23 protein-coding genes and 1 other RNA gene are annotated in these 24,303 nt (G+C 71.9%); 14 read left to right on the top strand and 10 right to left on the bottom strand.

All coding sequences use genetic code 11. From position 1 onward, the window contains the following. Positions 1-36: 36 nt before the first annotated feature. The 7 genes from EDD54_RS14440 to EDD54_RS14410 all read right to left on the bottom strand — a co-directional run bounded on the left by EDD54_RS14440 (position 37) and on the right by EDD54_RS14410 (position 8,498). The gene (locus EDD54_RS14440) at positions 37-1,665 is read right to left on the bottom strand and encodes an ABC transporter ATP-binding protein (RefSeq protein WP_126540312.1); all 1,629 of its coding nucleotides are present in this window, start codon (positions 1,663-1,665) and stop codon (positions 37-39) included. Beyond that, positions 1,662-2,114: a type II toxin-antitoxin system VapC family toxin gene (locus EDD54_RS14435; protein ID WP_126540311.1), complete on the bottom strand. Its 453-nt coding sequence runs from the start codon at positions 2,112-2,114 to the stop codon at positions 1,662-1,664. Before EDD54_RS14435 ends, EDD54_RS14440 begins: the two co-directional genes overlap by 4 nt. 3 nt (positions 2,115-2,117) lie before the next feature. Next, on the bottom strand, positions 2,118-2,348 hold the full coding sequence (locus EDD54_RS14430) for a hypothetical protein (protein ID WP_126540310.1): 231 nt from the start codon (positions 2,346-2,348) through the stop codon (positions 2,118-2,120). Positions 2,349-2,358: 10 nt separating this feature from the next. Next, positions 2,359-3,495 (bottom strand): ABC transporter permease, encoded by a 1,137-nt coding sequence (locus EDD54_RS14425; RefSeq protein WP_126540309.1) that lies wholly within the window; start codon positions 3,493-3,495, stop codon positions 2,359-2,361. A 3-nt stretch (positions 3,496-3,498) separates the two neighbouring features. Further along, entirely contained in the window at positions 3,499-4,632 is a 1,134-nt protein-coding gene (locus EDD54_RS14420; protein ID WP_126540308.1) for a microcin C ABC transporter permease YejB, read from the bottom strand. Between the two features lie 87 nt (positions 4,633-4,719). Continuing rightward, on the bottom strand, positions 4,720-6,618 hold the full coding sequence (locus EDD54_RS14415) for an extracellular solute-binding protein (RefSeq protein WP_126540307.1): 1,899 nt from the start codon (positions 6,616-6,618) through the stop codon (positions 4,720-4,722). Beyond that, positions 6,615-8,498, bottom strand: a complete 1,884-nt coding sequence (locus EDD54_RS14410) for an extracellular solute-binding protein (RefSeq protein ID WP_126540306.1) — start codon at positions 8,496-8,498, stop codon at positions 6,615-6,617. The genes EDD54_RS14415 and EDD54_RS14410 overlap by 4 nt, the downstream gene beginning before the upstream one ends. A 199-nt stretch (positions 8,499-8,697) precedes the next feature. Here EDD54_RS14410 and ffs point away from each other — a divergent pair. The 10 genes from ffs to EDD54_RS14360 all read left to right on the top strand — a co-directional run bounded on the left by ffs (position 8,698) and on the right by EDD54_RS14360 (position 17,476). Further along, positions 8,698-8,794, top strand: an RNA gene (gene ffs, locus EDD54_RS14405) — signal recognition particle sRNA small type. Positions 8,795-8,884: 90 nt separating this feature from the next. Then, the gene (locus EDD54_RS14400; protein ID WP_208112204.1) at positions 8,885-10,702 is read left to right on the top strand and encodes a DNA polymerase III subunit gamma/tau; all 1,818 of its coding nucleotides are present in this window, start codon (positions 8,885-8,887) and stop codon (positions 10,700-10,702) included. A 30-nt stretch (positions 10,703-10,732) separates the two neighbouring features. Continuing rightward, a complete protein-coding gene (locus tag EDD54_RS14395; protein WP_126540304.1) occupies positions 10,733-11,059 on the top strand; it encodes a YbaB/EbfC family nucleoid-associated protein in 327 nt (108 codons plus the stop codon). 28 nt (positions 11,060-11,087) lie between these two features. Beyond that, complete coding sequence (recR, locus tag EDD54_RS14390) at positions 11,088-11,693, top strand: recombination mediator RecR (RefSeq protein WP_126540303.1); 606 nt, start codon at positions 11,088-11,090, stop codon at positions 11,691-11,693. A 90-nt stretch (positions 11,694-11,783) separates the two neighbouring features. Further along, on the top strand, positions 11,784-12,461 hold the full coding sequence (locus EDD54_RS14385) for a Crp/Fnr family transcriptional regulator (protein WP_126540302.1): 678 nt from the start codon (positions 11,784-11,786) through the stop codon (positions 12,459-12,461). A gap of 100 nt (positions 12,462-12,561) precedes the next feature. After that, positions 12,562-13,356 carry a sulfite exporter TauE/SafE family protein gene (locus EDD54_RS14380; RefSeq protein WP_126540301.1) on the top strand — a complete coding sequence of 265 codons (795 nt, stop codon included), beginning with the start codon at positions 12,562-12,564 and terminating at the stop codon, positions 13,354-13,356. Between the two features lie 144 nt (positions 13,357-13,500). Then, entirely contained in the window at positions 13,501-14,655 is a 1,155-nt protein-coding gene (locus tag EDD54_RS14375) for a cell surface protein (RefSeq protein WP_126541866.1), read from the top strand. Beyond that, positions 14,648-15,592: a DUF6384 family protein gene (locus EDD54_RS14370; protein WP_126540300.1), complete on the top strand. Its 945-nt coding sequence runs from the start codon at positions 14,648-14,650 to the stop codon at positions 15,590-15,592. Before EDD54_RS14375 ends, EDD54_RS14370 begins: the two co-directional genes overlap by 8 nt. Before the next feature lie 10 nt (positions 15,593-15,602). After that, entirely contained in the window at positions 15,603-17,027 is a 1,425-nt protein-coding gene (locus tag EDD54_RS14365) for a hypothetical protein (protein WP_126540299.1), read from the top strand. 77 nt (positions 17,028-17,104) lie between these two features. After that, positions 17,105-17,476: a hypothetical protein gene (locus tag EDD54_RS14360; protein WP_126540298.1), complete on the top strand. Its 372-nt coding sequence runs from the start codon at positions 17,105-17,107 to the stop codon at positions 17,474-17,476. 87 nt (positions 17,477-17,563) lie between these two features. Here the strand turns inward: EDD54_RS14360 and secB are convergent, their stop codons facing one another. Both secB and EDD54_RS14350 read right to left on the bottom strand, forming a co-directional pair. After that, entirely contained in the window at positions 17,564-18,040 is a 477-nt protein-coding gene (gene secB / locus EDD54_RS14355) for a protein-export chaperone SecB (RefSeq protein ID WP_126540297.1), read from the bottom strand. Positions 18,041-18,187: 147 nt separating this feature from the next. Beyond that, the gene (locus EDD54_RS14350; protein ID WP_126540296.1) at positions 18,188-18,706 is read right to left on the bottom strand and encodes an FxsA family protein; all 519 of its coding nucleotides are present in this window, start codon (positions 18,704-18,706) and stop codon (positions 18,188-18,190) included. Positions 18,707-18,929: 223 nt separating this feature from the next. Between EDD54_RS14350 and EDD54_RS14345 the strand changes: the two genes are divergently transcribed. From EDD54_RS14345 to EDD54_RS14330, 4 genes are read left to right on the top strand one after another with little or no spacing between them, the layout of a single operon-like run. Continuing rightward, complete coding sequence (locus EDD54_RS14345) at positions 18,930-19,646, top strand: Tim44/TimA family putative adaptor protein (protein ID WP_126540295.1); 717 nt, start codon at positions 18,930-18,932, stop codon at positions 19,644-19,646. 7 nt (positions 19,647-19,653) lie between these two features. After that, positions 19,654-20,778, top strand: a complete 1,125-nt coding sequence (mltA, locus tag EDD54_RS14340; protein WP_126540293.1) for a murein transglycosylase A — start codon at positions 19,654-19,656, stop codon at positions 20,776-20,778. Continuing rightward, positions 20,768-21,334 carry a Smr/MutS family protein gene (locus tag EDD54_RS14335; RefSeq protein WP_425375000.1) on the top strand — a complete coding sequence of 189 codons (567 nt, stop codon included), beginning with the start codon at positions 20,768-20,770 and terminating at the stop codon, positions 21,332-21,334. Before mltA ends, EDD54_RS14335 begins: the two co-directional genes overlap by 11 nt. A 5-nt stretch (positions 21,335-21,339) precedes the next feature. After that, the gene (locus EDD54_RS14330) at positions 21,340-21,705 is read left to right on the top strand and encodes a helix-turn-helix domain-containing protein (RefSeq protein ID WP_126540289.1); all 366 of its coding nucleotides are present in this window, start codon (positions 21,340-21,342) and stop codon (positions 21,703-21,705) included. A 52-nt stretch (positions 21,706-21,757) separates the two neighbouring features. On the opposite strand, the gene EDD54_RS14325 is transcribed toward EDD54_RS14330, so the two are convergent. Further along, complete coding sequence (locus EDD54_RS14325; RefSeq protein ID WP_126540287.1) at positions 21,758-24,274, bottom strand: hybrid sensor histidine kinase/response regulator; 2,517 nt, start codon at positions 24,272-24,274, stop codon at positions 21,758-21,760. Positions 24,275-24,303 lie beyond the last annotated feature (29 nt).

Raw genomic sequence — 24,303 nt, 5'->3', positions numbered from 1 at the left:
GTCAACCGCCGTCCGAGGGGGATTTCGCGCGGGCGATCAGCCGGTCGCAACGCCGCGGCCGTCGGCCTCGAGGCGGAAGGCGGCGGCGAGCAGGGCGCGGGTGTAGGCCTCGCGCGGCGCCGCGAACACCTCGGCGGCCGGGCCGGCCTCGACCACCTTGCCGGCGCGCATGACGACGAGATCGTTGGCGAGCGCCTTCACCACCTTGAGGTCGTGCGAGATGAAGAGATAGGCGAGGCCGTGCTTCTCCTGCAGGGCGCGCAGGAGGTCGACCACCTGGGCCTGCACACTCATGTCGAGCGCCGAGGTCGGCTCGTCCAGCATCACGAACTTCGGGCTAAGCACCATCGCCCGGGCGATGGCGATGCGCTGGCGCTGGCCGCCGGAGAATTCGTGCGGGTAGCGGAAGCGGACGGCCGGGTCGAGGCCGACCTCCTCGAGGGCGGCGACGACCCGCCGCTCGCGCTCGGCCGCCGTCACGTCACGGGCGTGGATCTCGAGCCCCTCGCCGACGATGTCGGCGACCGACATGCGCGGGCTGAGCGAGCCGAACGGATCCTGGAACACCACCTGGATGTCGCGGCGGAGCGGGCGCATCTCCGCCGACTTCAGCCCGTCGATCGGCCTGCCGAGGAAGGCGATCCGGCCGCGGCTGCCGATCAGGCGCAAGAGCGCGAGGCCGAGCGTGGTCTTGCCCGAGCCGGATTCGCCGACGATGCCGAGCGTCTGGCCGGCGCGCACCGCCACCGAGATGCCGTCGACCGCCTTGACGTGTCCGACGGTCCGCCGCATCAGCCCGCGCCGGATCGGGAACCACACCTTGAGATCGTCGGCCGCCATGACGACGGGCGCCGTCGCGTCGGCCGCCGGCGGCTCGCCGCGCGGGGCGGCGGCGAGCAGGTGGCGGGTGTAGTCGTGCTTCGGCGCGGCGAAGACGTCCCGGGTCGGGCCGGCCTCGACGACGCGTCCCCCCGTCATCACGCAGACCCGGTCGGCGAAGCGCTCGACGATGCCGAGGTCGTGGGTGATGAACAGGATCGCCATGCCGTGGCGGGCCTGCAGGTCCTTAAGCAGCTTGAGGATCTGCGCCTGCACGGTGACGTCGAGGGCCGTGGTCGGCTCGTCGGCGATCAGGAGGTCCGGTTCGTTGGCGAGCGCCATCGCGATCATCACGCGCTGGCGCTGGCCGCCGGAGAGCTGGTGCGGATAGGCGCCGAGCCGGCTCTCGGGATCGACAATGCCGACCTCGGTCAGGAGCTCGATCGTGCGCGCCCGCGCCGCCGTGTCGCCGAGGCCCTTGTGCAGCTTCAGGATCTCGCCGATCTGGCGCTCGATCGTGTGCAACGGGTTGAGCGAGGTCATGGGTTCCTGGAACACCATGGTGATCTCGTTGCCGCGCACCTTGCGCAGCGCCGCGTCGTCGGCGGCGAGGAGGTCGCGGCCCTTGAACAGCACGCGACCGGACGGGTGGTGCGCGGCGGGATAGGGCAGCAGCTTCACCACCGACAGCGCCGACACCGACTTGCCCGACCCGGACTCGCCGACGATCGCCAGCGTCTCGCCGGCGGCGATCTCGAAGGACACGCGATCGACGGCGAGCGTCTCCCGCCCGTCCTGGCGGAAGGCGACGGAGAGATCCTGCACGGAGAGGAGGGGCGTGGTCATGGCGGCGGATCCAGGAAGGCCGTAACGGCAGCGTCGTCGAGGTCGATGCGCCGTTGCCCCGCGGCGAGCGGCAGGCGCAGATCGGCCGTGGCGACGGCGGTACAGGTGGAGAGGTCGGCGGTGGCGCGGTGGATCGCGTCGGGTAGCCGCAGGGTGCCGTGCCCGGCCCGCAGCTGCGCCGCGGCTTCGAGGACGGCCCGGTCGATCGGTGCGACGGCGAAGCCCTCGCGGGACACCAGGATGCTCCGGTAGAGCGCCGCCAGCGCGTCGTCGCCGCGCCGCAGCGGTCCGACCAGGACTTCCGACAGTGTGAGTTCGCTGGTGACGATGCGCAGGCGGGCGTTCTCCGCCGCGGTGAGCAGGCGGCGCGCGGCGTAGCCGGGACCGTCCGCGGTCTCGAAAGCCGCGATGAAGACGTTGGTGTCGAGATGGACGATCCGGTCGGGCACCCGTCAATCCTCGCCGTCGCGGACGTGCCGGACGTGGGCGACGATGCTGTCGGCCGTCGGGAAGTGGTTCCGGACCGCGGCGAAATGGCGGGAGAAATGGCCGGCCAGCCCGTCCTCGGCGGTTGCCCGGAGGTCGCGCACCGTCACTTCGACCGGGTGGTCGCCGGCGATGTCGCCGCGCACCTCGGCCGGCAGTTCGGTCGCCATGATCCGCCGGATCACCACCTTGTCCATGGCCGCATCCTCACCGGAACGTCTTGCGCGGGTCGAAGGCGTCGCGCACCGCCTCGCCGACGAAGACCAGCAAGCTTAGCATGGTCGCGATCACGAAGAAGCCGGTCAGGCCGAGCCAGGGCGCCTGCAGGTTGGCTTTGCCCTGGGCGAGCAGTTCGCCGAGCGAGGGCGACCCCGGCGGCAGCCCGAAGCCGAGGAAGTCGAGCGAGGTCAGCGTCGTGATCGACGAGCTCAGGATGAACGGCAGGAAGGTCAGCGTCGCCACCATGGCGTTGGGCAGGAGGTGGCGGATCATGATGGTGCGGTTCGGCACCCCGAGGGCGCGCGCGGCGGTGACGTATTCGAAGTTGCGCGCCCGCAGGAACTCGGCGCGCACGACGCCGACCAGCGCCACCCAGGAGAAGGCGAGCAGGATGCCGAGCAGGATCAGGAAGGACGGCGCCAGCACCGACGACAGGATGATGATCAGGTAGAGCGTCGGCATCGACGACCAGATCTCGATGAAGCGCTGCATCGTCAGATCGAGCCAGCCGCCGAAATAGCCTTGCACCGCGCCGGCGGCGACGCCGACCACCGACGAGATGCCGGCCAGCAGCAGGCCGAACAGCACCGAGATCCGGAAGCCGTAGAGCAGCCGCGCGATCAGGTCGCGGCCCTGGTCGTCGGTGCCGAGCCAGTTGAAGTTGCCGGCGACGCAGTTGCGGTCGTCGACCCCGGCCGGATAGGCCGAGCACAGCGTCGCGCGGTCGAGCCCGAGGGCGGGCGGCGAGGGTGCGGGCGTCGGGATCTCGTTGTTGACAGTGCCGTAGGAATAGCGGATCGGCGGCCACACCATCCAGCCGTTTTTCAGCACCTCCTCCTGAATGAAGGGGTCGCGGAAGTCGGTGGTTGCGAGGAAGCCGCCGAACTTTTCCTCCGGATAGTCCTTCAGGATCGGGAACAGGATCTCGCCCTTGTAGGACGCCACGATCGGCCGGTCGTTGGCGATCAGCTCGGAGCCGAGCGAGACCACGAACAGCGTCATGAAGATCCAGAACGACCACCAGCCGCGCCGGTTGGCGCGGAAGTTGGCGAAGCGGCGCCGGTTGAGCGGCGACAGCCAGCCCTTCTGGACCGGGGCGGCGATGGCGGGAGCGACGGCGGCCAAGCGTCAGACCTCGCGGCTGTCGAAGTCGATCCGGGGATCGATCAGGGTGTAGGTCAGGTCGGAGATCAGCGTCACCACGAGGCCGATGAGCGAGAAGATGTAGAGCGTGGCGAACACCACCGCATAGTCGCGGTCGATCGCGCTGCGGTAGCCGAGCAGGCCGAGACCGTCGAGCGAGAAGATCGTCTCGATCAACAGCGAGCCGGTGATGAAGACGCCGATGAAGGCGCCCGGAAAGCCGGCGATCACGATCAGCATCGCGTTGCGGAAGACGTGGCGGTAGAGGATCGCCCGCTCGGTCAGGCCCTTCATCCGCGCCGTCAGCACGTATTGCTTGCGGATCTCGTCGAGGAAGGAGTTCTTGACCAGCAGCGTCGTGGTCGCGAAGGCCGACACCGCCATGGCGGTCAGTGGCAGCGCGAGGTGCCAGAAGTAGTCGGCGAGCGCGACCGGGTCGGTGATCCAGCTCCAGAACGGCGTTCCGCCGTAGCGCTCCGACCACAGCCCGCGCAGCGGGAACCAGTCGAAGAAGTTGCCGCCGGCGAACAGCACGATCAGGAGGATCGCGAACAGGAAGCTCGGGATGGCGTAGCCGACCACGATCACCGCCGAGGTCCAGACGTCGAAGCGAGAGCCGTCGCGGACCGCCTTGCCGATCCCGAGCGGGATCGAGACGAGGTAGGAGATCAGCGTCATCCACAGCCCGAGCGAGATCGAGACGGGCATCTTCTCGAGCACGAGGTCGACCACGGGGATGTCGCGGAAGTAGCTGTTGCCGAAGTCGAAGCGGGCGTAATTCCACAGCATGGTCAGGAAGCGCTCGAGCGGCGGCTTGTCGAAGCCGAATTCCTTCTCGAGCTGCGCGATGAACTCCGGGTCGAGCCCTTGGGCGCCGCGGTACTTCGAGGACAGCCCGGCGTCGCCGCCGGCGCTGTCGGCACCGGCCTGCTGGCTGCCGAAGTCGTTGCCGCCGCCGGAGAAGCGCTCGGTGGCCGAGACGTCGGTGCCCTGCAGCTTGGCGATCACCTGCTCGACCGGACCGCCCGGCGCGAACTGGATGACGGCGAAGTTTACGGCCATGATCCCGATCAGCGTCGGGATCATCAAGAGGAGGCGGCGTAGGATGTAGGCGCCCATCTGGTGTCGTCGTTCCCCTTCGCTGCCGCGGGCGGCGTCCTTATCCCCGGCCGCTCCGGCGGCCGTCCGTCCGATGTCCGCGCCGGCTCAGCCGCCCTTGCCGAGCGCGGCGGCCTTGTCCGCGTCGATCCACCACGTGCTCTCGACCGGGAAGCCGTAGGCGGGCTTCTCGGCCGGCCGGCCGAACACGTCCCAGACCGCGACGCGGTGCGTGGAGGAGTACCAGTTCGGCACCCAGACATGAAGGGCGCGCAGCACGCGGTCGATCGCGCGGACGACGTCGACCAGCTCGCCGCGGTGCTTCACCTGCCCGGCGCGGGCGATCAGCGCGTCGATCGCCGGGACCGCGATGCCGGAGACGTTGTAGGATCCCGGCTGGTTTGCGAGGCGGGAGTGGAAGAAGCCGTCCAGGCTCTCGATCGGCGTCGGCGACATCGAGAAGGCACGGCCGATCACGTCGAAGTCGAAGTCCTGGGTGCGGCGCTGGTACTGCGAGCTGTCGACCAGCCGCACCGAGGCGTCGACGCCGATCGAGCGCAGGTTGCGCACGTACGGCGTCAGCACCCGTTCGTACACGGTGGACTCGATCAGGAACTCGAGCGTCAGCGCCGCGCCGGCACGATCGCGCAGCACCTCGCCGTCGCGCGTCCATCCGGCGGCCGCGAGCAGCTCGGCGGCCCGGCGGAGCAGCGTCCGGTCGCGTCCGGAACCGTCGGCGACCGGCGGCGACACGGCCGGCCCGAACACGCCCGCCGGCAGGTCGGCGCGGAACGACTCCAGCAGCACGGCCTCGGCGGGCGAGGGCGGACCGTCGGCGGCGAAGTCGGACTTCTGGAAGAACGAGGTCTGCCGCGCGTAGGCGCCGAAGAACAGGTTCTTGTTGGTCCACTCGAAGTCGAAGGCGAGGCCGATCGCCTCGCGGGTGCGCGGGTCGGCGAACTTGCCGCGGCGCAGGTTGAAGAACCAGCCCTGCATCGACGGGTTGGCCTCGGCGGCGATCTCCTCGCGCTTCACGCGGCCGTCGCGGATCGCCGGGAAGTCGTATTCGGTGGCCCAGGTCTTGGAGACGAACTCCTCGCGCAGCAGCGTCTCGCCCTTCTTGAACGCTTCGAAGGCGGCTTGGCGCTCCTTGTAGAACTCGACGCGGACGACGTCGAAATTATACTGGCCGCGGGAGACCGGCAGGTCCTTCGCCCACCAGTCCGGCACGCGTTCGTATTCGACGAAGGCGTGCTGGTCGAACCGGCCGACCTTGTAGGGGCCGGAGCCGAGGATCGGCTCCAGCGTCGCCGCGCCGAAGTCGCGCCCGTCCCACCAGGCCTTGGAGAACACGGGGAAGCCGGTCGCCTCCAAAGGTGCCGACAGGCTCTGCCGGCCGGTGAACGACAGTTCGACGATCCCGGCGTCGATCGCCTCGGCGTTCGCCATCTCGCGCAGGCCGTCGGCGAGATTGGGATGGCCCTTCGCCTTCAGGAGGTTGTAGCTGAAGGCGACGTCCTCGGCGGTGAGGGCGCTGCCGTCGTGGAAGCGGGCGTCGGGCCTGAGATGGAAGGTGTAGGTGGTGCCGTCCTCCGACACCTCGACCGCCTCGGCGAGGAGGCCGTAGACCGCGTCGGGCTCGTCGAGCGCGCGCACCATCAGGGCGTCGAAGCAGAGCTCGACGCGGGGCGCCGCCGAGCCCTTGATCACGAAGCCGTTCAGCGTGTCGAAGCCCTGCGGGTCCTGGTTGAAGTACCAGTTCGGCACGGTGAAGGGCAGCCGACCGCCCTTGGGCGCGTCCGGGTTCGCGTAGGCGAACCGGGTGAAGTCGGCCGGGTACTTCAGGTCGCCGAAGATCGACAGGCCATGACGGCGTCCGGCGGCGGCGAGGGCCCGACCGAACGGCGGCAGCGACGCCGCCGCGGCGAGCCCGGCGACGCCGAGACCGGCGAGGACGCTCCGGCGCGACACCGCGCCGGCCGAGAGGTCGATCGTGCGCCGCCTCATCCGTTGCCCCCGCCGCCGGTCGCCTTGGCCTTCTCCGCGCTCCACCACCACACGGTCGGGAAGCCGAAGCTGTATTCGGGCAGCTTGGCCGGCCGGTCGAAGCGGTTCCAGTAGGCGTAGCGATCGTAGTCGAGCGTCCAGCACGGGATGACGAAGTCGTGGGCGAGCAGGACGCGGTCGAGCGCCCGGGTCGCGGTGACGAGGTCGGCGCGGTCCTTGGTGAAGATCACCCGCTCGATCAGCTTGTCGATCGCGGGGTCGGCGATGCCGGCGTAGTTCTCCGAACCCTCGGTCCTCGCCGCCGCCGAGCCCCAGAAGCGGCGCTGCTCGTTGCCCGGCGACAGCGATTCGCCCCACACGTTCATGATCATGTCGAAGTCGAAGCTGCGGACCCGGTTGGTGTACTGGGCGCTGTCGACCGTGCGCACGTCGACCTTGATGCCGATCCGCTGCAGCGCCTGGGCGTAGGGGGTCATGATGCGCTCGTCGCCCGGGTTGTCGGTCAGGTACTCGATGGTGAAGGGTTCGCCCTTCGCGTTCACCAGCTTGTTGCCCTTGAACGTCCAGCCGGCCTCGCCGAACAGCCGCACCGCCTCGCGCAGGTTGTCGCGCGCCTTCTCGGTCGAGCCGCCGACGGGATTGGCATAGGCCGTCGTGAAGACCGACTCGGGGATCTCGCCGCGCAGCGGCTCGAGGATCGCCAGTTCGTCGGGCGAGGGCAGGCCGCGCGCGGCGAGTTCGGTGTTCTCGAAGTAGCTGGCGACGCGCTTGTACTGGCCGAAGAACACCGTGCGGTTGATCGTCTCGAAGTCGAAGGCGAGATTGAGGGCGCGGCGGACCCGCTGGTCGGCGAATTTGGCGCGCCTGAGGTTGGGCACGAAGGCCTGCATCACGCCGGAGGCCTTGCGCGGATAGGTCTCGAGCACGACCCGGCCGTCGGCCTTGGCCGGAAACTCGTAGGCGGTCGCCCAGGCCTTGGCGGAGTTCTCGGCGCGGAAGTCGATCTTGTCGGCCTTGAAGGCCTCGAGCAGCACGGTGGTGTCGAGGTAGCTGTCGAACTCGAGGACGTCGAAATTGTCCTGGCCGATCGCGAAGGGCTTCTTGGCGCCCCAGTAGTTCGGGTCGCGTTCCATCACCACCTTGCGGCCGGGATCGATCGAGCGGACCTTGTAGGGCCCCGAGCCCATCGGGGCCTCGAGCGTGGTCGAGCGGATGTCGCGCTTGCGGCCCGCCGCGTCGGTGCCTTCCCACCAGTGCTTCGGCAGCACGGTGAGCTGGCCGACGATGTGCGGCAGTTCGCGGTTACCGGGCGCGTCGAAGGTGAAGCGCACCGTCCGCGCGTCGACCGCCTTCGCGTCGACCACGTGGGAGAAGTAGTAGCCGACCTGCGGGTTGATCTCCTTGAGCGCGGACAGGCTCCAGACCACGTCCTCGGCGGTGACCGGCTCGCCGTCCTGCCAGCGGGCGTCGGCATCGAGGCGGTATTCGACCCAGGAATAGTCGTCCGGGAAGCGCAGCGCGTCTGCGAGGTGGCCGTAGGCGGCGGAGATGTCGAGCTCGTCGAGCGAGGGCGACATCAAGTCCTCGTAGACCAGCGACACGCCCGGCGCCGGATCGCCCTTCAGCGCGTTGTAGACGTTGGTGTTGTCGAAGCTGCCGTAGGTGCCGAGGCGGACCGTGCCGCCTTTCGGCGCGTCGGGGTTCACGTAGTCGAAGTGGGCGAAGCCCGGCGGGTACTTCGGCTCCCCGGTCAGCGCCGTGGCGTGGCGCCACGCCGGTTCGTCCGCCGCGGCGGCAAAGGGGACCTGCAGCACCGCCGCGAGCCCGACGACAATCCCGAATGCCCCGCCGATCCAGCGTCCCGCCGTCCTCGTGCCCACGTCGACCTCCGTGCCGTTGCTCCGCTGCGGAGCGTTCCATTCCCGCAGGCCGATTGCAAACGCGAATGCGTCGCGCCGGCGCCGGAAAGCCCGCTCCGCTCGTCATCTAGGGCGCCATCGCGCCGATCGCAGGGCGGGTCGCGGCGATCGGCGACGCGGCACTTGCTTTTTGTCGCCGGCCCGCCGATATGTGGCGCCGGGAGGTTGGCGGTGGACGTGCCACTCGCCGACCGGGTCAGGTCCGGAAGGAAGCAGCCCAGGTGAGCCGCGGCGCGGGTCATCAGTCGGCCTCCCACCTTTTCTCGACGATCCCCCGTCCGATGCTCCGGACCGACGCCGGCGGCGTCCGCCCGGGCCGCGGACGACGAGCCGCGGGGCGACTGCCAATGACGGACGAGACGCCCGGCGCCGAGCCGAAGCCCGCCGCCGGCGGCTACCGCGTGCTGGCGCGCAAGTACCGCCCGCAGAGCTTCGCCGACCTGATCGGCCACGGGCCGATGGTCCAGACCCTGCGCAACGCCTTCGAGACCGGCCGCGTCGCCCAGGCGTGGATGCTGACCGGCGTGCGCGGCGTCGGCAAGACCACCACCGCCCGCATCCTCGCCCGCGCCCTCAACTACGAGCTCCCCGGCCGCGCCGGCGGTCCGTCGGTCGACCTTTCCGAGGAGGGCGTGCACTGCCGCGCCATCATGGAGGGCCGGCACGTCGACGTCATCGAGATGGACGCGGCCTCGCACACCTCCGTCAACGACGTCCGCGAGGTCATCGAGGCGGCCCGCTACAAGCCGGTGTCGGCGCGCTACAAGGTCTACATCGTCGACGAGGTGCACATGCTCTCGGCGGCGGCGTTCAACGCGCTCCTGAAGACGCTCGAGGAGCCGCCCGAGCACGTCAAGTTCGTGTTCGCGACCACCGAGATCCGCAAGGTGCCGATCACGGTGCTGTCGCGCTGCCAGCGCTTCGACCTGCGCCGCATCGAGGCCTCCGTGCTGCAGGCCCATCTCGCCCGCGTCGCCGCGGCGGAGAAGGTCGAGGTCGCCCCCGAGGCGATCGCCCTCGTCGCCCGCGCCGCCGAAGGTTCGGTGCGCGACGGTCTCACCATCCTCGATCAGGCGATCGCCTACGGTGGCGACGACGGCGTCACGCCGGAGACGGTGCGCTCCATGCTCGGCCTCGCCGACCGCGAACGGGTGATCGACCTGTTCGAGGCGGTGATGAAGGGCGACGTCGCCGCGGCGCTGCGCGAACTCTCCGAGCAATACGACGTCGGCGCCGATCCGGCGGTGGTGCTGAGCGATCTCGCCGCCTTCGTCCACCTCGTCACCCGCATCCGCCACGTTCCCTCCAGCGCCGACGACCCGGCGCTGACCGAGGCCGAGCGCGTGCGCGGCCGCGCCTTCGCCGAAGGCCTGTCGGTGCGCGTGCTGTCGCGGGCCTGGCAGATCCTCCTCAAGGGCCTCGCCGAGGTGCAGACCGCCCCGCGGCCGCTGCCGGCCGCCGAGATGGTGCTGGTCCGCCTAGCCTACGCCGCCGACCTGCCGACCCCCGACGAGGCGATCCGGCAGCTGCGCGACGGTCTCGGCGCGCCGCAGCCCGGTCCCGGGCCCTCCGCCGGCGGTGGGGGCAGTGGCGGGGGTGGTGCGCAGGCGCAGGGCCGCGTCCTGCCGACGCTCGCCGCCTCGTCGCCGCGGCCGACGGCGCGCGCGCTGCCAGCTCGTGAGCCGGCCGCCCTCGTGGTCGCCTCCTTCGAGGACGCGATCCGCCTCGCCGAGCGCAACCGCGACGTCGGCCTCAAGTTCGCGCTGGAGCGCCACGTCCGCCTCGTCCGTTTCGAGGACGGCCGCATCGAGTTCAACCCGGTGCCGGGCGCCAACCCCGGCCTCGCCGGCGAGATCGGCCGCAAGCTGTCGCTGTGGACGAACCGGCGCTGGATCGTCGCGGTGTCCGGCGAGACCGGCGCGCCGACGGTCGCCGAGACGCGCGAGGCGACCAGGAGCCGCCTCGTCGACGACGCCCGCGCCGATCCGACCGTCGCCGCGATCCTCGCGCGCTTTCCCGGCGCCGAGATCGTCGACGTCCAGTTCCCCGACGCCGCGGGCGGCACCGGAGCCGCCGACGGCGGCTTCGACGACCTCGGCGACGCACCGCTGCCCGACCTCGACGGCTACGAGCTCGTCGAAGAGTTCGGCGACTTCGACGACTGATCCTTCCCCCGACGAGAGCGAGAGACGGCCATGTTCGGCGACCTCGGCAAGATGATGAAGCAGGCCCAGCAGCTCCAGGCCAAGATGGCCGAGGCGCAGGAGGCCATCCAGGCGATCGAGGCCACCGGCGCCGCCGGCGGCGGCCTCGTCACGGTGACCCTCTCCGGCAAGGGCGACCTGCGCACGGTGCGCGTCGACCCCTCGCTCGCCAAGGCGGACGAGGTCGAGATCCTCGAGGATCTCCTGGTCGCCGCCCACGCCGACGCCAAGCAGAAGCTCGACGCCGCCATCGCCGAGAAGATGTCGGCGGTCACCGGCGGCCTGCAGCTGCCGCCCGGCCTGAAGCTGCCGTTCTGACGATCGCCCCGCAGCCGGCGCACCCGCCATGCCCCGCAAGATCACCGGGCCCGAGATCGAGCGCCTGATCCAGCTCCTGGCGCGCCTGCCCGGCCTCGGTCCGCGGTCGGCGCGGCGGGCGACGCTGCAGCTCGTCAAGAAGCGCGAGCAACTGCTGGTGCCGCTCACCGAGGCGCTCGCCCGGGTGCGCGACACCGTCAAGATCTGCTCCTGTTGCGGCAACGTCGACACCGCCGATCCCTGCGCCGTCTGCACCGACCCGACTCGCGACCCCTCGGTGATCGTGGTGGTCGAGGACGTCTCGGACCTCTGGGCGCTCGAGCGCTCCGGCGCGGTCTCGGCGCGCTACCACGTGCTCGGCGGCGTGTTGTCGCCGCTCGACGGCGTCGGCCCCGACGACCTCTCGATCGCCGGTCTGGTCGACCGTGCCGCCGACCCGGCCGTGCGGGAGGTGATCCTGGCGGTCAACGCCACCGTCGACGGCCAGACCACCGCCCACTACGTCACCGACCGCCTCCGCGACCTGCCGGTCAAGGTCTCGCGGCTCGCCCACGGCGTGCCGGTCGGCGGCGAGCTCGACTATCTCGACGAGGGCACCCTCGCCGCCGCGATCCGGGCCCGCACGCCGTTCTGACGGCGGCGGGGTCGCCAGCGGGCGGTCGAGGGCGTAACCTCGGGCTCGACCACTGGAAACCCCTCCGCCGAACCCCTCGGACCCGCGCCGATGAACCGCTCCGTCCGCCTCGCCGCCGTGCCGCTGTTCGCCGGCGTCCCCGACGACGTCCTCGCCCGCTGGGAGGCCGCCTCCGCCCTGGTCTCGCACCCGGCCGGGCGCTGGATCGTCGCCCACGGCGAGGACGGCACCGACGTCTACGCCCTCGTTTCCGGCACCGCCCGGGCGATGACCTTCGGCGCCGACCGCGAGGTCATCCTCGCGGACCTTCGCGCCGGGGCGATCTTCGGCGAGATGTCGGCGATCGACGGCCGGCCGCGCTCGGCCAGCGTGATCGCGGTGTCCGACGTCGAATTGATGAAGATCCCCGCCGCGGTGTTCCTCGCCGCCGTCCACGAATCGCCCGCGGTCTGCGACCGGGTGCTGGCGCTGCTGGTCGGGCGCGTCCGTGCCCTCGACGAGCGCGTCCACGAATTCGCCAACTATTCGGTCGGCGACCGCGTCCGCGCCGAACTGCTGCGGTTGTCCCGTCCGCTGCCGGGCAGCCGCGGCGAGGCGCTTGTCGAACCGGTCACCCATGCGGAGATCGCCGCCCGCATCGGCACCCACCGCGAGGCGGTGACCCGCGAGTTGCGTGCCGTCGAGAAGGCTGGTCTCCTGGTCAAGCGCTCGGGCCGGCTCGTCATCGCCGACGTCCCCGGCCTCGCCGAGAGCCTGCGCCGCGCCTGAGCATGGACTTGCGATCGCGGGCTTGATCTTCGGCGCGAAAGCCTGTTGAAGGGTCGGGAGCCGCGTTTCGGCGGTATTTCGTTCCGCGGAAGGCCGCCGCTTGGATTTTTCGTCCTTCGATCCGCTCTATGCCGTTTCGGGTCTCGCCGTCGGCGCCCTGGTCGGGCTCACCGGTGTCGGTGGCGGCTCGCTGATGACCCCGCTGCTGGTGCTGCTGTTCGGCGTCCATCCGGCCACCGCGGTCGGCACCGACCTGCTCTACGCCGCGGTGACCAAGTCGGCCGGCACGCTCGTCCACGGCGTCAACCGCACCATCGACTGGCGCATCGTCGGCCGTCTCGCCGCCGGCAGCGTCCCGGCGGCGATCCTGACGCTCTGGGCCCTGTCCGGCATCGACACCAAGGCACTCGGGATTGCCAAGACGATCTCGACCGTGCTCGGCTACGCGCTTCTCCTGACCGCCACGATCCTCTTGTTCCGCACCCGCCTCGCGGCCTGGCTGCAGAGCCGGCGGGCCGGCCGGACGCTGCCGCCGAGGGTGGTCTCGCTCGCCACCGTGTTGTTCGGTGCCGCGCTCGGACTCCTGGTCACGATCTCCTCGGTCGGTGCCGGCGCCATCGGCGTCACCGTGCTGCTGATGCTCTACCCGATGCTGCCGACGGCGCGCATCGTCGGCTCCGACATCGTCCACGCCGTGCCGCTGACGCTGGTCGCCGGCCTCGGCTACTGGTGGATCGGCTCGGTCGACGTCGCCATGCTGGTCTCGCTGCTCGCCGGCTCGATTCCCGGCGTCGTCGCCGGCAGCACGCTGTCGCCGCGCGTGCCCGACGGCATCCTCCGTCCGCTGCTCGCCTCGGTCCTGCTGCTGGTCGGCGTCAAGCTCGTCCTCGCCTGAACGGGGCGTTCGACCGTCGAGGCGCGTTGCACCGTCACGAAGGCGGATTACATAGTGGATCGCCGGCCCCGGCGGCCCACCGCCCGCGCGCCGGCCCGCGAGACGAGGGAGGTGGCCGTGGCCGACGTGACCGTGAAGACGCCGATGCAGTATCTCGACCGGGCGATGGGCTCGCTGCGCGACCTCGGCCTGCTGCCGGCGGCCCGCCCCGACGAGGCGCCGGTGATCGGCCTGCTCGAGCGCATCACCGAACTCGACCCCGATCGCGTCGCGGTGATCGCCCGCACCCTGACCCAGATGGGCGTCTTCAACGAGGTGGTCCGCGCCGAGATCTCCGAGATGTCGGTCGGCGAACGCTACGAGACCATCACCCGCGCCTTCGATTCGATCCGCGACGACGCCAAGCGGATGGTCGACCAGATCGCCGACGGCAAGCTCGACGCCTTCGAGCGCGCCACCAACGCCTGGATGAAGATTGCCCGCGGCGACGTCGCCACCCGCTTCGACACGATCCGCACGACCTATCTCGAGGTCGCCCGCGACACCAAGGCCAACATCGAGCGCGAGACGGTCATCCTCGAGGCCTATCGCGACTTCCGTGGCGCGCTGAAGCAGGCCGAGGTCGCGGCCCTCGAGGTGCTGAAGAGCGCCGAGGCCCGCCTCGACGCGGCCAAGGCCGGCCTGAAGACCGCCGCCGACGCCGTCGCCGGCTACGCCGGCACCGAGCCGGCCGAGCGCGCCAAGCTCGAACTCGTGCGCGACGAGCACGTCCGTGTCGTCCAGGCCGAGGAGGGGCGCTACCAGATCGCCAAGGACCTCGCCGACAACCTGACCGTGGGCTACAACACCTCCGAGGTGGTGATGGCCCGCCTGATGCAGACCACCAACGCCAAGGAGCGGGTCTACCAGCAGGCCGTCGCCTTCTTCTCCACCAACGATTCGGTGCTGACGGCGCTGAAGGCCTCGTTCACGGGCCTGTTCGGCCTGCACGAATCCACCGAGACGCTGAACCGGATGAAGGAGGGCGTCTCCAAGTCGATCGAGGTGCTCGCCGAGATCGGCGGCAAGGTCCAAGAGGAGGCGCTGAAGGCCGGCTACGGCCCGACCGTGCGCGCCGACGCGGTCAAGAAGCTGGTCGACAGCGTCGTCACCTTCCAGGAGCGCTCCGGCGAGATCGTCGCCGAGATGCGCAAGCTCGCCACCCAGAACTCCGAGGAGATCCGCGCCGCGGTCGAGGACGGCAAGCGCCGCATGGCCCGGCTCGCCGCCGAGGGCAACGCCCTGGTGATGAATGGCTGAGACCGCCCCGGCCGGCGCTCCGGCGCGCGTCGAGCTCGACGAGCTCATGCTGGCGATGGACGTGGTCGACACGCTCCGTCACCAGGAGGGGCTGGCGCTGAAGGAACTCGGCCAGGACGGGCGCGATGCCGCCCTGAAGGCGCGCCTGCGCGAGATCTACGCCGGGCAGGGCCTATCCGTCGACGACCGGGTGCTCGACGAGGGCATCCGGGCGCTGAAGGAGGCCCGCTTCGCCTACACGCCGCCGCCGCCGGGTCTTCCCCGGACGCTGGCGCGGCTCTGGGTCGCCCGCGCCCGGGTCGGCGTCGTCGCGGCGGTGCTGGTGGTGCTGGTCGCCGGCGGCGCCGGTTGGCTCGCCTACCAGGGCTCGGCCGCCGACCGCGCCGCCGAGGCCGCTCGCGTCGAGATCGCCGAGACGCTGCCGCGCGCCCTCGACGGCGCGCTCGCCACCGCCACCGCCGAAGCCCGTGACGCCGCGGCGAAGGCGGCCGCGGCGGCGCTCGCCGCCGACGGCCGGGCCGCGCTCGCCCGCGGCGACGCCGCCGCGGCGCGCGCCGCCGTCGCCGGCCTCGACGACCTCCGCGCCCGCCTCGTGCGGAGCTACGACCTCGTGATCGTGTCGCGCCCCGGCGAGCGCACCGGCGTCTTCCGCATTCCCGACGCCAACGAGGGCGCGCGCAACTACTATGTCGTCGTCGAGGCGGTCGACCCCGACGGCCGCCTCGTCGCCGTGCCGGTGACCAGCGAGGAGGACGGCAGACGCGCCACCGTCTCCAAGTTCGCCGTCCGCGTGCCGAAGGCGACCTACGACGCCGTCGCGCGCGACAAGGCCGACGACGGCATCGTCGAGGACCGCGTCCTCGGCGAGAAGCCGCGCGGCTCGCTGGCGACCGAATGGTCGAAACCGGTGCTCGACGGCGCCATCCTGTCGTGGTGAGGACCCGGCCATGATCTCCGCCTCCGAGGCCCTGTCGTCGCTTGAGCGCGCCGTCGCCGGCGTCCGCCGCGACGAGGACCGCCTGACCGCCATGCTGTCCTCCGCGACCGCCGAGGCCGAGCGCCTGCGCGCCGCCCAGGCCGAGGGTTACAAGGCGCTCGCCCGGCTCCGGCTCGACGAGATCGCCGGCGCTCCCGCGCTCGCCGCCCTCGACGCCGCCGAGCGGCGCGCCCTCGCCGCGTTGGAGCGCCGCCGCGGCGACCTCGACGCCGCCGCCCGCAAGCGCAAGGCCGCCGCCGACCTCCTCGACGAGCGCGCCTCGACGCGAGCCGACCGCGCGCGCGACCGCGACCGTGCGCTCGCCGCCGTCGAGGATCTCGTCGACGACGTCCGCGGCCGCATCGCCGGCGACGCGGGCTGGCGTGCCGCCGACGCCGCGGTGACGGCCGCCGAGGCGACCGCCGCCGAGGCCGAGGCCAAGGCCCGGCAGGCCGAGGCGGACCGCGAGGAGAAGCGTCGGCCCTACGAGGCCGATCCGCTGTTCGTCTATCTCTGGGACCGCGGCTACGGCACCGCCGCCTACCGCGGCGGCTGGCTGGCGCGCTGGGGCGACGGCAAGGTCGCCCGGCTGGTCGGCTACGCCGAGGCCCGGCCCAACTACTTCATGCTCAACGAGATCCCGCTCCGCCTCGCCGAGCACGCCGCCCGCTGCCGTGCCGCTGTCGCGGACGTGACGGCCGCCCGTGCGGCCCTGGAGCGCGCCGCGCTGGAGGCCGCCGGCGTCGTGCCGCTGGAGCGCGAGGCCGAGCGCACCGATGCGCTGCTCGCCGAGGCCGACGCCGCCGTCGAGGCCGCCCGCGCCGATGTCGCCGGCCTCGACGAAGCCGCCCGCGCCGCGGTCGACGGCGACGATCCGGCGATACGGACCGCGGTCGACGAGCTCGCCGCGGCGATCGCCCGCGACGACCTGCAGACCTTGTGGAAGAAGGCGATGGCGACGCCGGATCCCGCCGACGAACGGATCGTCGAGCAGCTGCGCGGCATCGAGCGCGACCTCGTGCGCGTCTCCGCCGAGATCGAGGAGACGCGCAAGGCCGCGCTCGACCTCGCCCGCCGGCGCGGGGAACTGGAACGCTCCCGCGAGAATTTCCGCAGTCGGGGCTACGACGATCCCTGGGGGCGCGTCGTCAACGAGGGGCTGATCGCCGGCATCGTCGAGGGCATCGTGCGCGGCGCGCTGTCCTCGCGCGACTTCGACGACTTCTTCGACGGCAACTGGAGCCGGCGCGAGCCCAAGGGTGGCGGCTTCGGGGGCGGCGGGCGGATGCCGCGCGGCCCCTGGGGCGGCGGTTCCGGCGGTTCCTCCGGCGGTGGCGGGTTCCGCAGCGGCGGCGGTTCGGGCGGCGGGGGTTTCCGCACCGGTGGCGGTTTCTGACGCGATCGTCCAAGGTCGCCGCGATCAGGGGTGGACGATTCGGGCTCCCGGCGGGCCCGTCCGAGGGAGAGCGATCGATGGTTTTCAAGGGTCTCGCGGCGGTGGTTCTCGCCGCTTCCGTCCTCGCCGGCTGCGTCGCCACCGACCGGCCGACGACGGACGTCAAGCTCGACACGGTCGAGGCGAGCAAGCGCGACATCGCCGCGCTGCGCGACCGCGGCGCGATCTCCTTCGAGGAGGCGGCACGGCGCCAGTTCGCGATCCAGCGCAATTTCTACGCCCTGACCGACGGCGAATACTCGTTCTGGCGCGCCTCGATCGAATATGCCCGCGACGTCGACGCCCGCCGCATCACGCCGAAGCGCTATCGCGAACTGACCGCGATCGCCTACCACGACTACGTCGTGCTGAAGAAGCCGGGCAAACCGATCGTCTACTCGACGTTCTGACCCCGCGCGCGGGGTCGTCCGAACGCACGAAGGGCGCGGATCCCGGCGGGGATCCGCGCCCTTCGCGTTGTCTCGGGACCGAACGGATCAGTTCGGCGCCTGACCCTGCTGGGCCTGCTGCTGCATCTGCTGGACGTACTGCTGATAGAGCGCCACGAAGTCGATCGGGTCGATCATCAGCGGCGGGAAGCCGCCGCGCACCGCCGCGTCGGCCACGATCTGGCGCGCGAACGGGAACAGCAGGCGCGGGCACTCGATCATGACGAAGGGGTGCAGGTGCTGCTGCGGCACGTTCTGCACGCGGAACAGCCCGCCGTAGTCGAGCTCGATGTGGAACACGGTCTCCTCGCCCTGGGTCGCGGAGACCTCGAGCTTGAGGTCGACCTCGAACTCGACCCCCGAGCGCTGGCGCGACTGGACGTTGACGCCGACGGTGATCTGCGGGCCGCCGTCCTTGGGGCGGAGGCTGTCGGGCGCGCGCGGGTTCTCGAACGAGAAGTCCTTGACGTATTGCGCGACCACGTTGAGCGAGGGCTGCGCCTGGCCCGGTGCGACGGTGCTCATCGATCCACTCTCCTTGGCGTCCCGTCGCGACCCGACCCGGGGGTCGCGTCGCGCCGACCGTCTCCTCCCGGTCGGGCGCCGGGCCACGGTTTCCGGGGCGAGCGCTATCACGCGGAGCGCGGATCTGGCAAGGCGCACGCGGCGGCCTCAGCCGCCGCCGAGCCGCGGCGGCTCGCGGGTTCCCGTGCCCTCGCGGGACCCGCCGGCGTCCTCGTGCGGGCGGAGGTCGGCGTCGTATTCCGAGGGATCGAGGTCGACCACGCCGTCGCGGCGGTAGCGCCGGCGTCCGAACGAGGCGGTGGACACCACGGTGGCGTTGGCGGCGACGAGGCGGATCACCGCCGAGCGCACCGGCGGCAGCAGGAGGAGCAGACCCGGCACGTCGGAGAGGAAGCCGGGCAGCAGCAAGAGCAGGCCGGCGACCGCGATCAGGGCGGCGTGCAACACCTTCTCGGCCGGCACCTTGCCCTCGGCCATGTCGCGCTGGATGCCGGCGAGCACGCGCAGGCCCTCGGCGCGCACCAGCGCGGTGCCGATCAGGCCGGCGGCGACCACCAGCAGGATGGTTTGCAACAGGCCAATCCGGCCGCCCACCCAGATGAAGGTGGCGATCTCGGCGATCGGCCAGGCCAGGAGGAGCAGCGGCAGGAGGCGGAGACCGGTCATCGGGTCCTCGTCGACGGTTGGCGGCGGCGGACGGGGTGGTTTCGATCCGCCGTTGCCACGGGCGCGCCGAGATGGCAAACGTCGATGAAGAACTCCACCCTTGGATCCGGACGCCCTTTGTCGAAGGGCGCGCGCTCCTTACATAGGAGGAGTACGATCGAGGCGCCAGCGCGACCCGCGCCGGTGCCGTCAGGGGCCGATCCACCAGGGGCCGATCCACGGAATGAGCGGATTCCTCGACTTCACCAGTCTGATCTTCCTGGTCGTCGCCGTCGCGATCTTCTGGAAGCTGCGCTCCGTGCTGGGCCGGCGCACCGGCAACGAGCGTCCGCCCCACGATCCCTACGCCCGCCGAGACGACACGCAGGCCCCGCGCGAGACCGCCGAGGCCAACGACAACGTCGTGACGCTGCCGCGCACCGGCCGTACGCCGCCCGTCGGCGACGCCGCCGCCGACCGCATCGACGAGGTCGCGCCCGCCGGCTCGGCCCTGAACGCGGCACTCAGGACGGTCGTCTCCGCCGATCGCAGCTTCGACGCCGGCCATTTCGTCGCCGGCGCCAGGCAAGCCTACGAGATGGTGGTCGGCGCTTTCGCGGCCGGCGACCGCGCCACCCTGGAAATGCTGCTCGCGCCCGAGGTGTTCGAGCGCTTCTCCGCCGCCATCGCCGACCGCGAGAGCCGCGGCGAGAGCGCCGAGACCACCTTCGTCGGCATCGACCGCGCCGACATCGTCGAGGCGGCGCTGAAGAACGGCACCGTCCAGATCACCGTCCGCTTCGTCTCCAAGCTGATCTCGGTCACCCGCGACCGCGCCGGCACGGTGATCGAGGGCGATCCCGCCCGCGTCGCCGACGTCACCGACGTCTGGACCTTCGCGCGCGACGTCCGCTCGCGCGATCCGAACTGGAAGCTGGTCGCCACCGAAGCCGAGGCGTGATCCGGCGATGGCCGCCCCCGCCCGTCCGGCCCGGCTGCGCGCCGTCGGCTTCGCGCGCCTGCCCGGCTGGGCCGCGGACGACCACGCCGCCGCCTTCGCCGCCTTCCGCCGCTCCGCCGAACGCATCGCCGCCGCGCCGCCGAAGACGCGCCCGCTCGGGCCGGACGGCGCGCTGCTCGCCGCCGTCGCCGCCCGCGCGCTCGCCCTCTCCGCGGCGCCCGACGCGGCGACCGCCCGCGCCTTCTTCGAGGACCATTTCCTGCCGCGCCGGATCGAGCCGCTCGGCGGAGGCGGCGGCTTCGTCACCGGCTATTTCGAGCCGGAAATCGACGGCTCCCGCGTCCGCTCCGATCGCTTTCCCGTGCCGATCTACGCCCGACCGGACGACCTCGTCGAACTCGGCCCCGACGACGACCGCACCGGCCTTCCCGACGACGTCACCTGGGCTCGCCGCCGGCCCGACGGGCGCCTCGAGGCCCATCCGGACCGCGGCGCGATCATGGCCGGCGCGCTCGACGGCCGGGTGCCGGTGCTCGCCTTCGTCGCCTCCTGGGTCGAGGCCTTCTTCGTCCATGTGCAAGGCTCGGCCCGCGTCCGTCTCGCCGAGGGCGGGGTGCTGCGCCTGACCTTCGCCGGCAAGAGCGGCCATCCCTATTTCCCGATCGCCCGCGTCCTGGTCGAGCGCGGCCTGATGGAGCCGCGCCAGGCGACTGCCGACGTGCTGCGCCGTTGGCTCGACGACCACCCCGACGACGCCCCGGCGGTGATGGCGCGCAACCGCAGCTTCATCTTCTTCCGCGAGGCCGACGTTCCCGACCCCGCGCTCGGCCCCGTCGCCGCCGCCGGGGTGGCGCTGACGCCGGGCCGTTCGCTCGCGGTCGACCGCCATCTTGTCACCTTCCACGCGCCCGTGTTCGTCGACGCCGCCTTCGGCGACGACGTGCCGGGCGCCGAGCCGGCCTTCCGCCGCCTGATGATCGCCCAGGACACCGGTTCGGCGATCCTCGGACCCGCGCGCGGCGACGTCTTCTTCGGCACCGGCGAGGCGGCGTGGCGCGCCGCCGCCCGGGTCCGCCACCCGGCCCGTTTCACGCTGCTGGTGCCGCGCGGGGATCTCGTCCGTGTCCCGTGACCGCCGCCGTCTCGGCCCCGAGGAGGAGGCGCTGTGGGGGGCGGTCAAGCGGTCGGTGACGCCGCTCCGTCCCGAGCCGCCGGTGCCGCCGCCGCCTCCGAAGCCGCCGGTCCCCGAGGCGGCCGCGACGCCGCCCGCCGACATCGCCACTTCGACGCAGGCCCCGGCCAAGCCGCCCGCGGGCCGGCCGGCGCTGCCGCCGATGCACACGCTCGGCCGGCGCGAGCGCGTCAAGGTCGTGCGCGGCACCACCGCGATCGAGGGGCGCCTCGACCTCCACGGCCTGCGCCAGGACGAGGCCCGCGCCCGGCTCGAGGGTTTCCTCTACCGGGCCCAGGCGAACGGCTTCAAGCTGGTGCTGGTGATCACCGGCAAGGGCCGGCCCGGCGGCGACTTCACCGCCCTGCACGAGCCGGAGCGCGGCGTGCTGCGCCGCGTCGTGCCGATGTGGCTGAGCCTGCCCGAGTTCCGTGCCCTGGTGGTCGGCTACGAGGAGGCCCATCTTGCGCACGGCGGCGGCGGTGCGCTCTATATCCGCATCCGCCGGAGGAAGTGACGGCCATGACCCCGTTCGGGTCGAAGATGCGCCAGCTGCGCGCCGCCCGGGGCGTCACCCAGAAGGAGATGGCCGAGGCGCTCGGCGTCTCCGCCGCCTATCTCTCGGCGCTGGAGCACGGCCGCCGCGGCCGCCCGACCTTCATGCTGGTCGAGCGCATCATCGGCTTCTTCAACGTGATCTGGGACGACGCCGAGGAACTCCGGGCGCTCGCCGAAGGCTCGCATCCGCGCGTCGTCGTCGACACCTCCGGCCTCGATCCGCGCGCGACCGAACTCGCCCACCGCCTCGCGGGCACCATCGCCGACCTCGATGGCGCGGCGCTCGACCGCCTGATCGCGGCCCTCGTCCGCGAGACCGGCGACGGCTAGGGCATTTTCCGGCCGCGTCGCAAGACGTGGTCGACGAGAGAATGCTCCGGGTTCACGCCGCCTGCTGCAGCCCCAGCGCGGCCCGTGCCTGGCGCGCGGCGCCGTCGGCGTTGGCGACCGCCAGCACGAGGTGGCTGAGCCTGGCGCCGTCGATCGCGCCGTCGGCGCCGCGGATCTCGGCGGCGAGCCGGGCGATCTCGACGAAGCCGACGTTGGCCGCCGAGCCCTTCAGGGTATGGAGCGCGCGCCTGACACCGTCGGCGTCGTCGGCGGCGAGCGCGGCCGAGAGCTCGCCGATCAGCGCCGAGGCGTCCTCGAGGAAGGTCGTCAGCAGGAAGTCGACGCCGTCGGGGCCGAGTTCTTCCATCATCTGCGCCAGCCGTTTCGCCGACAGCACCTCGCCGGCGGGCTCGGCCGCGTCCGGCGCGGGCGGGCGGATGTCGACCGGCGCGGGCGCACTTGCGCCGGCCGAGAGACGCTCGATCGCCGCGGCGACGGCGGCCCCCTCGACCGGTTTGGTCAGGAAGTCGTCCATGCCGGCGTCGAGACACGCCGCGCGGTCGGTGGCGAAGGCGTTGGCGGTCATGGCGACGATCGGCACGTGCCGGCCGCGGGTCTCCGACCGGCGGATCGCGCGGGTCGCCTCGAGGCCGTCCATCACCGGCATCTGCATGTCCATCAGGACGAAGTCGAACGGGCGCGAGTTCCAGAGAGCGAGCCCCTCGGCGCCGTTGCCGGCCACGGTGACCCGGTGACCGAGCCGGACCAGGATCCGTCGCGCCACCTCCTGGTTGACCCTGTTGTCCTCCACCAGAAGGATCTCGAGACCCTCGCCGGCCGACGGCGCGGCGGGTGCGGGCGCGGCCGTCGGGGCGAGCGTCGGGGCGACCCCGTCGAGATGCTCGGCGAGCAGCGCCGGTGTGATCGCCGCGGGGGCGTAGGGAACCGGCGGCGCGCCGGGTGCGGTCAGCGTCACGGTCGGCCGGATGTCCTCGACCGACGCGGCGGCGACGACGAGTTCGTGGTCGGCCCCGCTCGCCGCCGGCCGGCCGCCGGCGTGGCGCACGGCCGTGGCGATCGCCGCGGCTTCCATCGGCGAGCGCGCCGTGACGTGGACCCAGCGGCCCTCGAGCGGATGGGCGGCCGGCGCCACCGTGCCGAGCCGTAGCGGGATCTCGAACCAGAACCGGCTGCCGACGCCCTCGGTGCTGTCGAGGCCGATCTCGCCACCCATCATCTCGACGATGCGGCGGGAGATCGCGAGGCCGAGGCCGGTGCCGCCGAAACGCCGCGTGATCGAGGCGTCGACCTGGGTGAACTCGCTGAAGAGCCGTGCCCGTCCCTCGTCCGAGATGCCGATGCCGGTGTCCTCGACCTCGAAGCGCAGCCGCGCACGGTCGCCCTCGCGCTGGGTCTCGCAGATCCGCACGACGACGGTGCCGGCCTCGGTGAACTTGACGGCGTTGGACAGGAAATTGAGCAGCACCTGCCGGATCCGCGTCGCGTCGCCCTCGTAGCGGCGTCCCGCCGCGACGCCGGGGGCCAACACCACCGTCAGGCCGCGTTCGCGGGCGCGGGCTTCGACCACGCGGATCGCGGTATCCGCGGTCTCGACCGGATCGAAGTCGCGCTGTTCCAGCTCGACCTTGCCGGCCTCGAGCTTGGAGAAGTCGAGCACGTCGTTGATGAGGTCGATCAGCGCCAGTCCGCAGGTGCGAATGGTGGCGGCGCAGTCGCGCTGCTCGGGATCGAGGTCGGTGCCGAGCAGGAGGTCGGTCATGCCGATCACGCCGTTCATCGGCGTTCGGATCTCGTGGCTCATGGTGGCGAGGAAGGCCGACTTGGCGCGGTTGCCGGCCTCGGCCGCCTCGGCCGACGCGGCGAGGTCCCGCGTCAGCTGGACGAGCTTGCGCTGCGAGGCCACGGTCGCGATCACCTGGCGGACCAGCAGCGTGATCACGCCGGCCATGGTCGCCACCAGCGCGGCGACGAGGACCGCGAGTGCCTCGTAGAGGTTCTGGAGATAGGCCCGGTTGGCGGCGCGCGCCTCGCCGGCGCGGGCGTTGGCGAGCGTGATCATCTCCTCGGTCTCGCGCGCGGCGGCCTCGAAGCGGCTCTCCAGGTGGTCGAGCGCGGCGACGTCGGGAACGACCCCGGCGGCGATGGCGTCGAAGGCGGACTGCTCGTCGACGATCGTCTCCAGGATGCCGTCGCGCAGCGACCGGAACTCCGCGGCCGACACCAGCGTCTGCGGGAACGACCCGCGCTTCAGGAGATCGATGCGGCTGTAGAGGATGTCGTAGCGCAGGCTCATGCCCGCCAGCGTGTCCGCACCCGGACGATGGCGGTACTCGTCGATCGCCCGGAGCAGCTTCACCGTCTCGCGGTCGAGCTGGTAGGTCGCCCAGATCGCGTCCTCGTGGATGCCGTCGCGGATGGTCTCCTGGTGGCGCACCAGCACGACGAAGACCACCACCGCGGCGAGCACGAATCCGGTCGCCAGCGCCGCGAGCAGCGACAGCGTGCCGATGCGGCGATTGGCGCGCAGTGCCTCCAGCGGGCGGACCATGGCCGTCGCGGTGCTCCCTGTCCCCTCGG

This window comes from Oharaeibacter diazotrophicus, from assembly GCF_004362745.1.
GTDB classification, from domain to species: domain Bacteria; phylum Pseudomonadota; class Alphaproteobacteria; order Rhizobiales; family Pleomorphomonadaceae; genus Oharaeibacter; species Oharaeibacter diazotrophicus.
The sequence above is the reverse complement of the archived record's forward strand: the minus strand, read 5'-3'. Positions and strand labels throughout refer to the sequence as shown.

Excerpts from the sequence above, each read along its gene's own strand:
- EDD54_RS14370 (WP_126540300.1), top strand. The coding sequence starts at position 14,648 with ATGGCTGAGACCGCCCCGGCCGGCGCTCCGGCGCGCGTCGAGCTCGAC.
- EDD54_RS14385 (WP_126540302.1), top strand. The coding sequence starts at position 11,784 with ATGAACCGCTCCGTCCGCCTCGCCGCCGTGCCGCTGTTCGCCGGCGTC.
- mltA (WP_126540293.1), top strand. The coding sequence starts at position 19,654 with ATGGCCGCCCCCGCCCGTCCGGCCCGGCTGCGCGCCGTCGGCTTCGCG.
- secB (WP_126540297.1), bottom strand. The coding sequence starts at position 18,040 with ATGAGCACCGTCGCACCGGGCCAGGCGCAGCCCTCGCTCAACGTGGTC.
- EDD54_RS14350 (WP_126540296.1), bottom strand. The coding sequence starts at position 18,706 with ATGACCGGTCTCCGCCTCCTGCCGCTGCTCCTCCTGGCCTGGCCGATC.
- recR (WP_126540303.1), top strand. The coding sequence starts at position 11,088 with ATGCCCCGCAAGATCACCGGGCCCGAGATCGAGCGCCTGATCCAGCTC.
- EDD54_RS14420 (WP_126540308.1), bottom strand. The coding sequence starts at position 4,632 with ATGGGCGCCTACATCCTACGCCGCCTCCTCTTGATGATCCCGACGCTG.
- EDD54_RS14345 (WP_126540295.1), top strand. The coding sequence starts at position 18,930 with ATGAGCGGATTCCTCGACTTCACCAGTCTGATCTTCCTGGTCGTCGCC.
- EDD54_RS14360 (WP_126540298.1), top strand. The coding sequence starts at position 17,105 with ATGGTTTTCAAGGGTCTCGCGGCGGTGGTTCTCGCCGCTTCCGTCCTC.
- EDD54_RS14415 (WP_126540307.1), bottom strand. The coding sequence starts at position 6,618 with ATGAGGCGGCGCACGATCGACCTCTCGGCCGGCGCGGTGTCGCGCCGG.
- EDD54_RS14330 (WP_126540289.1), top strand. The coding sequence starts at position 21,340 with ATGACCCCGTTCGGGTCGAAGATGCGCCAGCTGCGCGCCGCCCGGGGC.
- EDD54_RS14395 (WP_126540304.1), top strand. The coding sequence starts at position 10,733 with ATGTTCGGCGACCTCGGCAAGATGATGAAGCAGGCCCAGCAGCTCCAG.
- EDD54_RS14365 (WP_126540299.1), top strand. The coding sequence starts at position 15,603 with ATGATCTCCGCCTCCGAGGCCCTGTCGTCGCTTGAGCGCGCCGTCGCC.
- EDD54_RS14430 (WP_126540310.1), bottom strand. The coding sequence starts at position 2,348 with ATGGACAAGGTGGTGATCCGGCGGATCATGGCGACCGAACTGCCGGCC.
- EDD54_RS14375 (WP_126541866.1), top strand. The coding sequence starts at position 13,501 with ATGCAGTATCTCGACCGGGCGATGGGCTCGCTGCGCGACCTCGGCCTG.
- EDD54_RS14400 (WP_208112204.1), top strand. The coding sequence starts at position 8,885 with ATGACGGACGAGACGCCCGGCGCCGAGCCGAAGCCCGCCGCCGGCGGC.
- EDD54_RS14325 (WP_126540287.1), bottom strand. The coding sequence starts at position 24,274 with ATGGTCCGCCCGCTGGAGGCACTGCGCGCCAATCGCCGCATCGGCACG.
- EDD54_RS14440 (WP_126540312.1), bottom strand. The coding sequence starts at position 1,665 with ATGACCACGCCCCTCCTCTCCGTGCAGGATCTCTCCGTCGCCTTCCGC.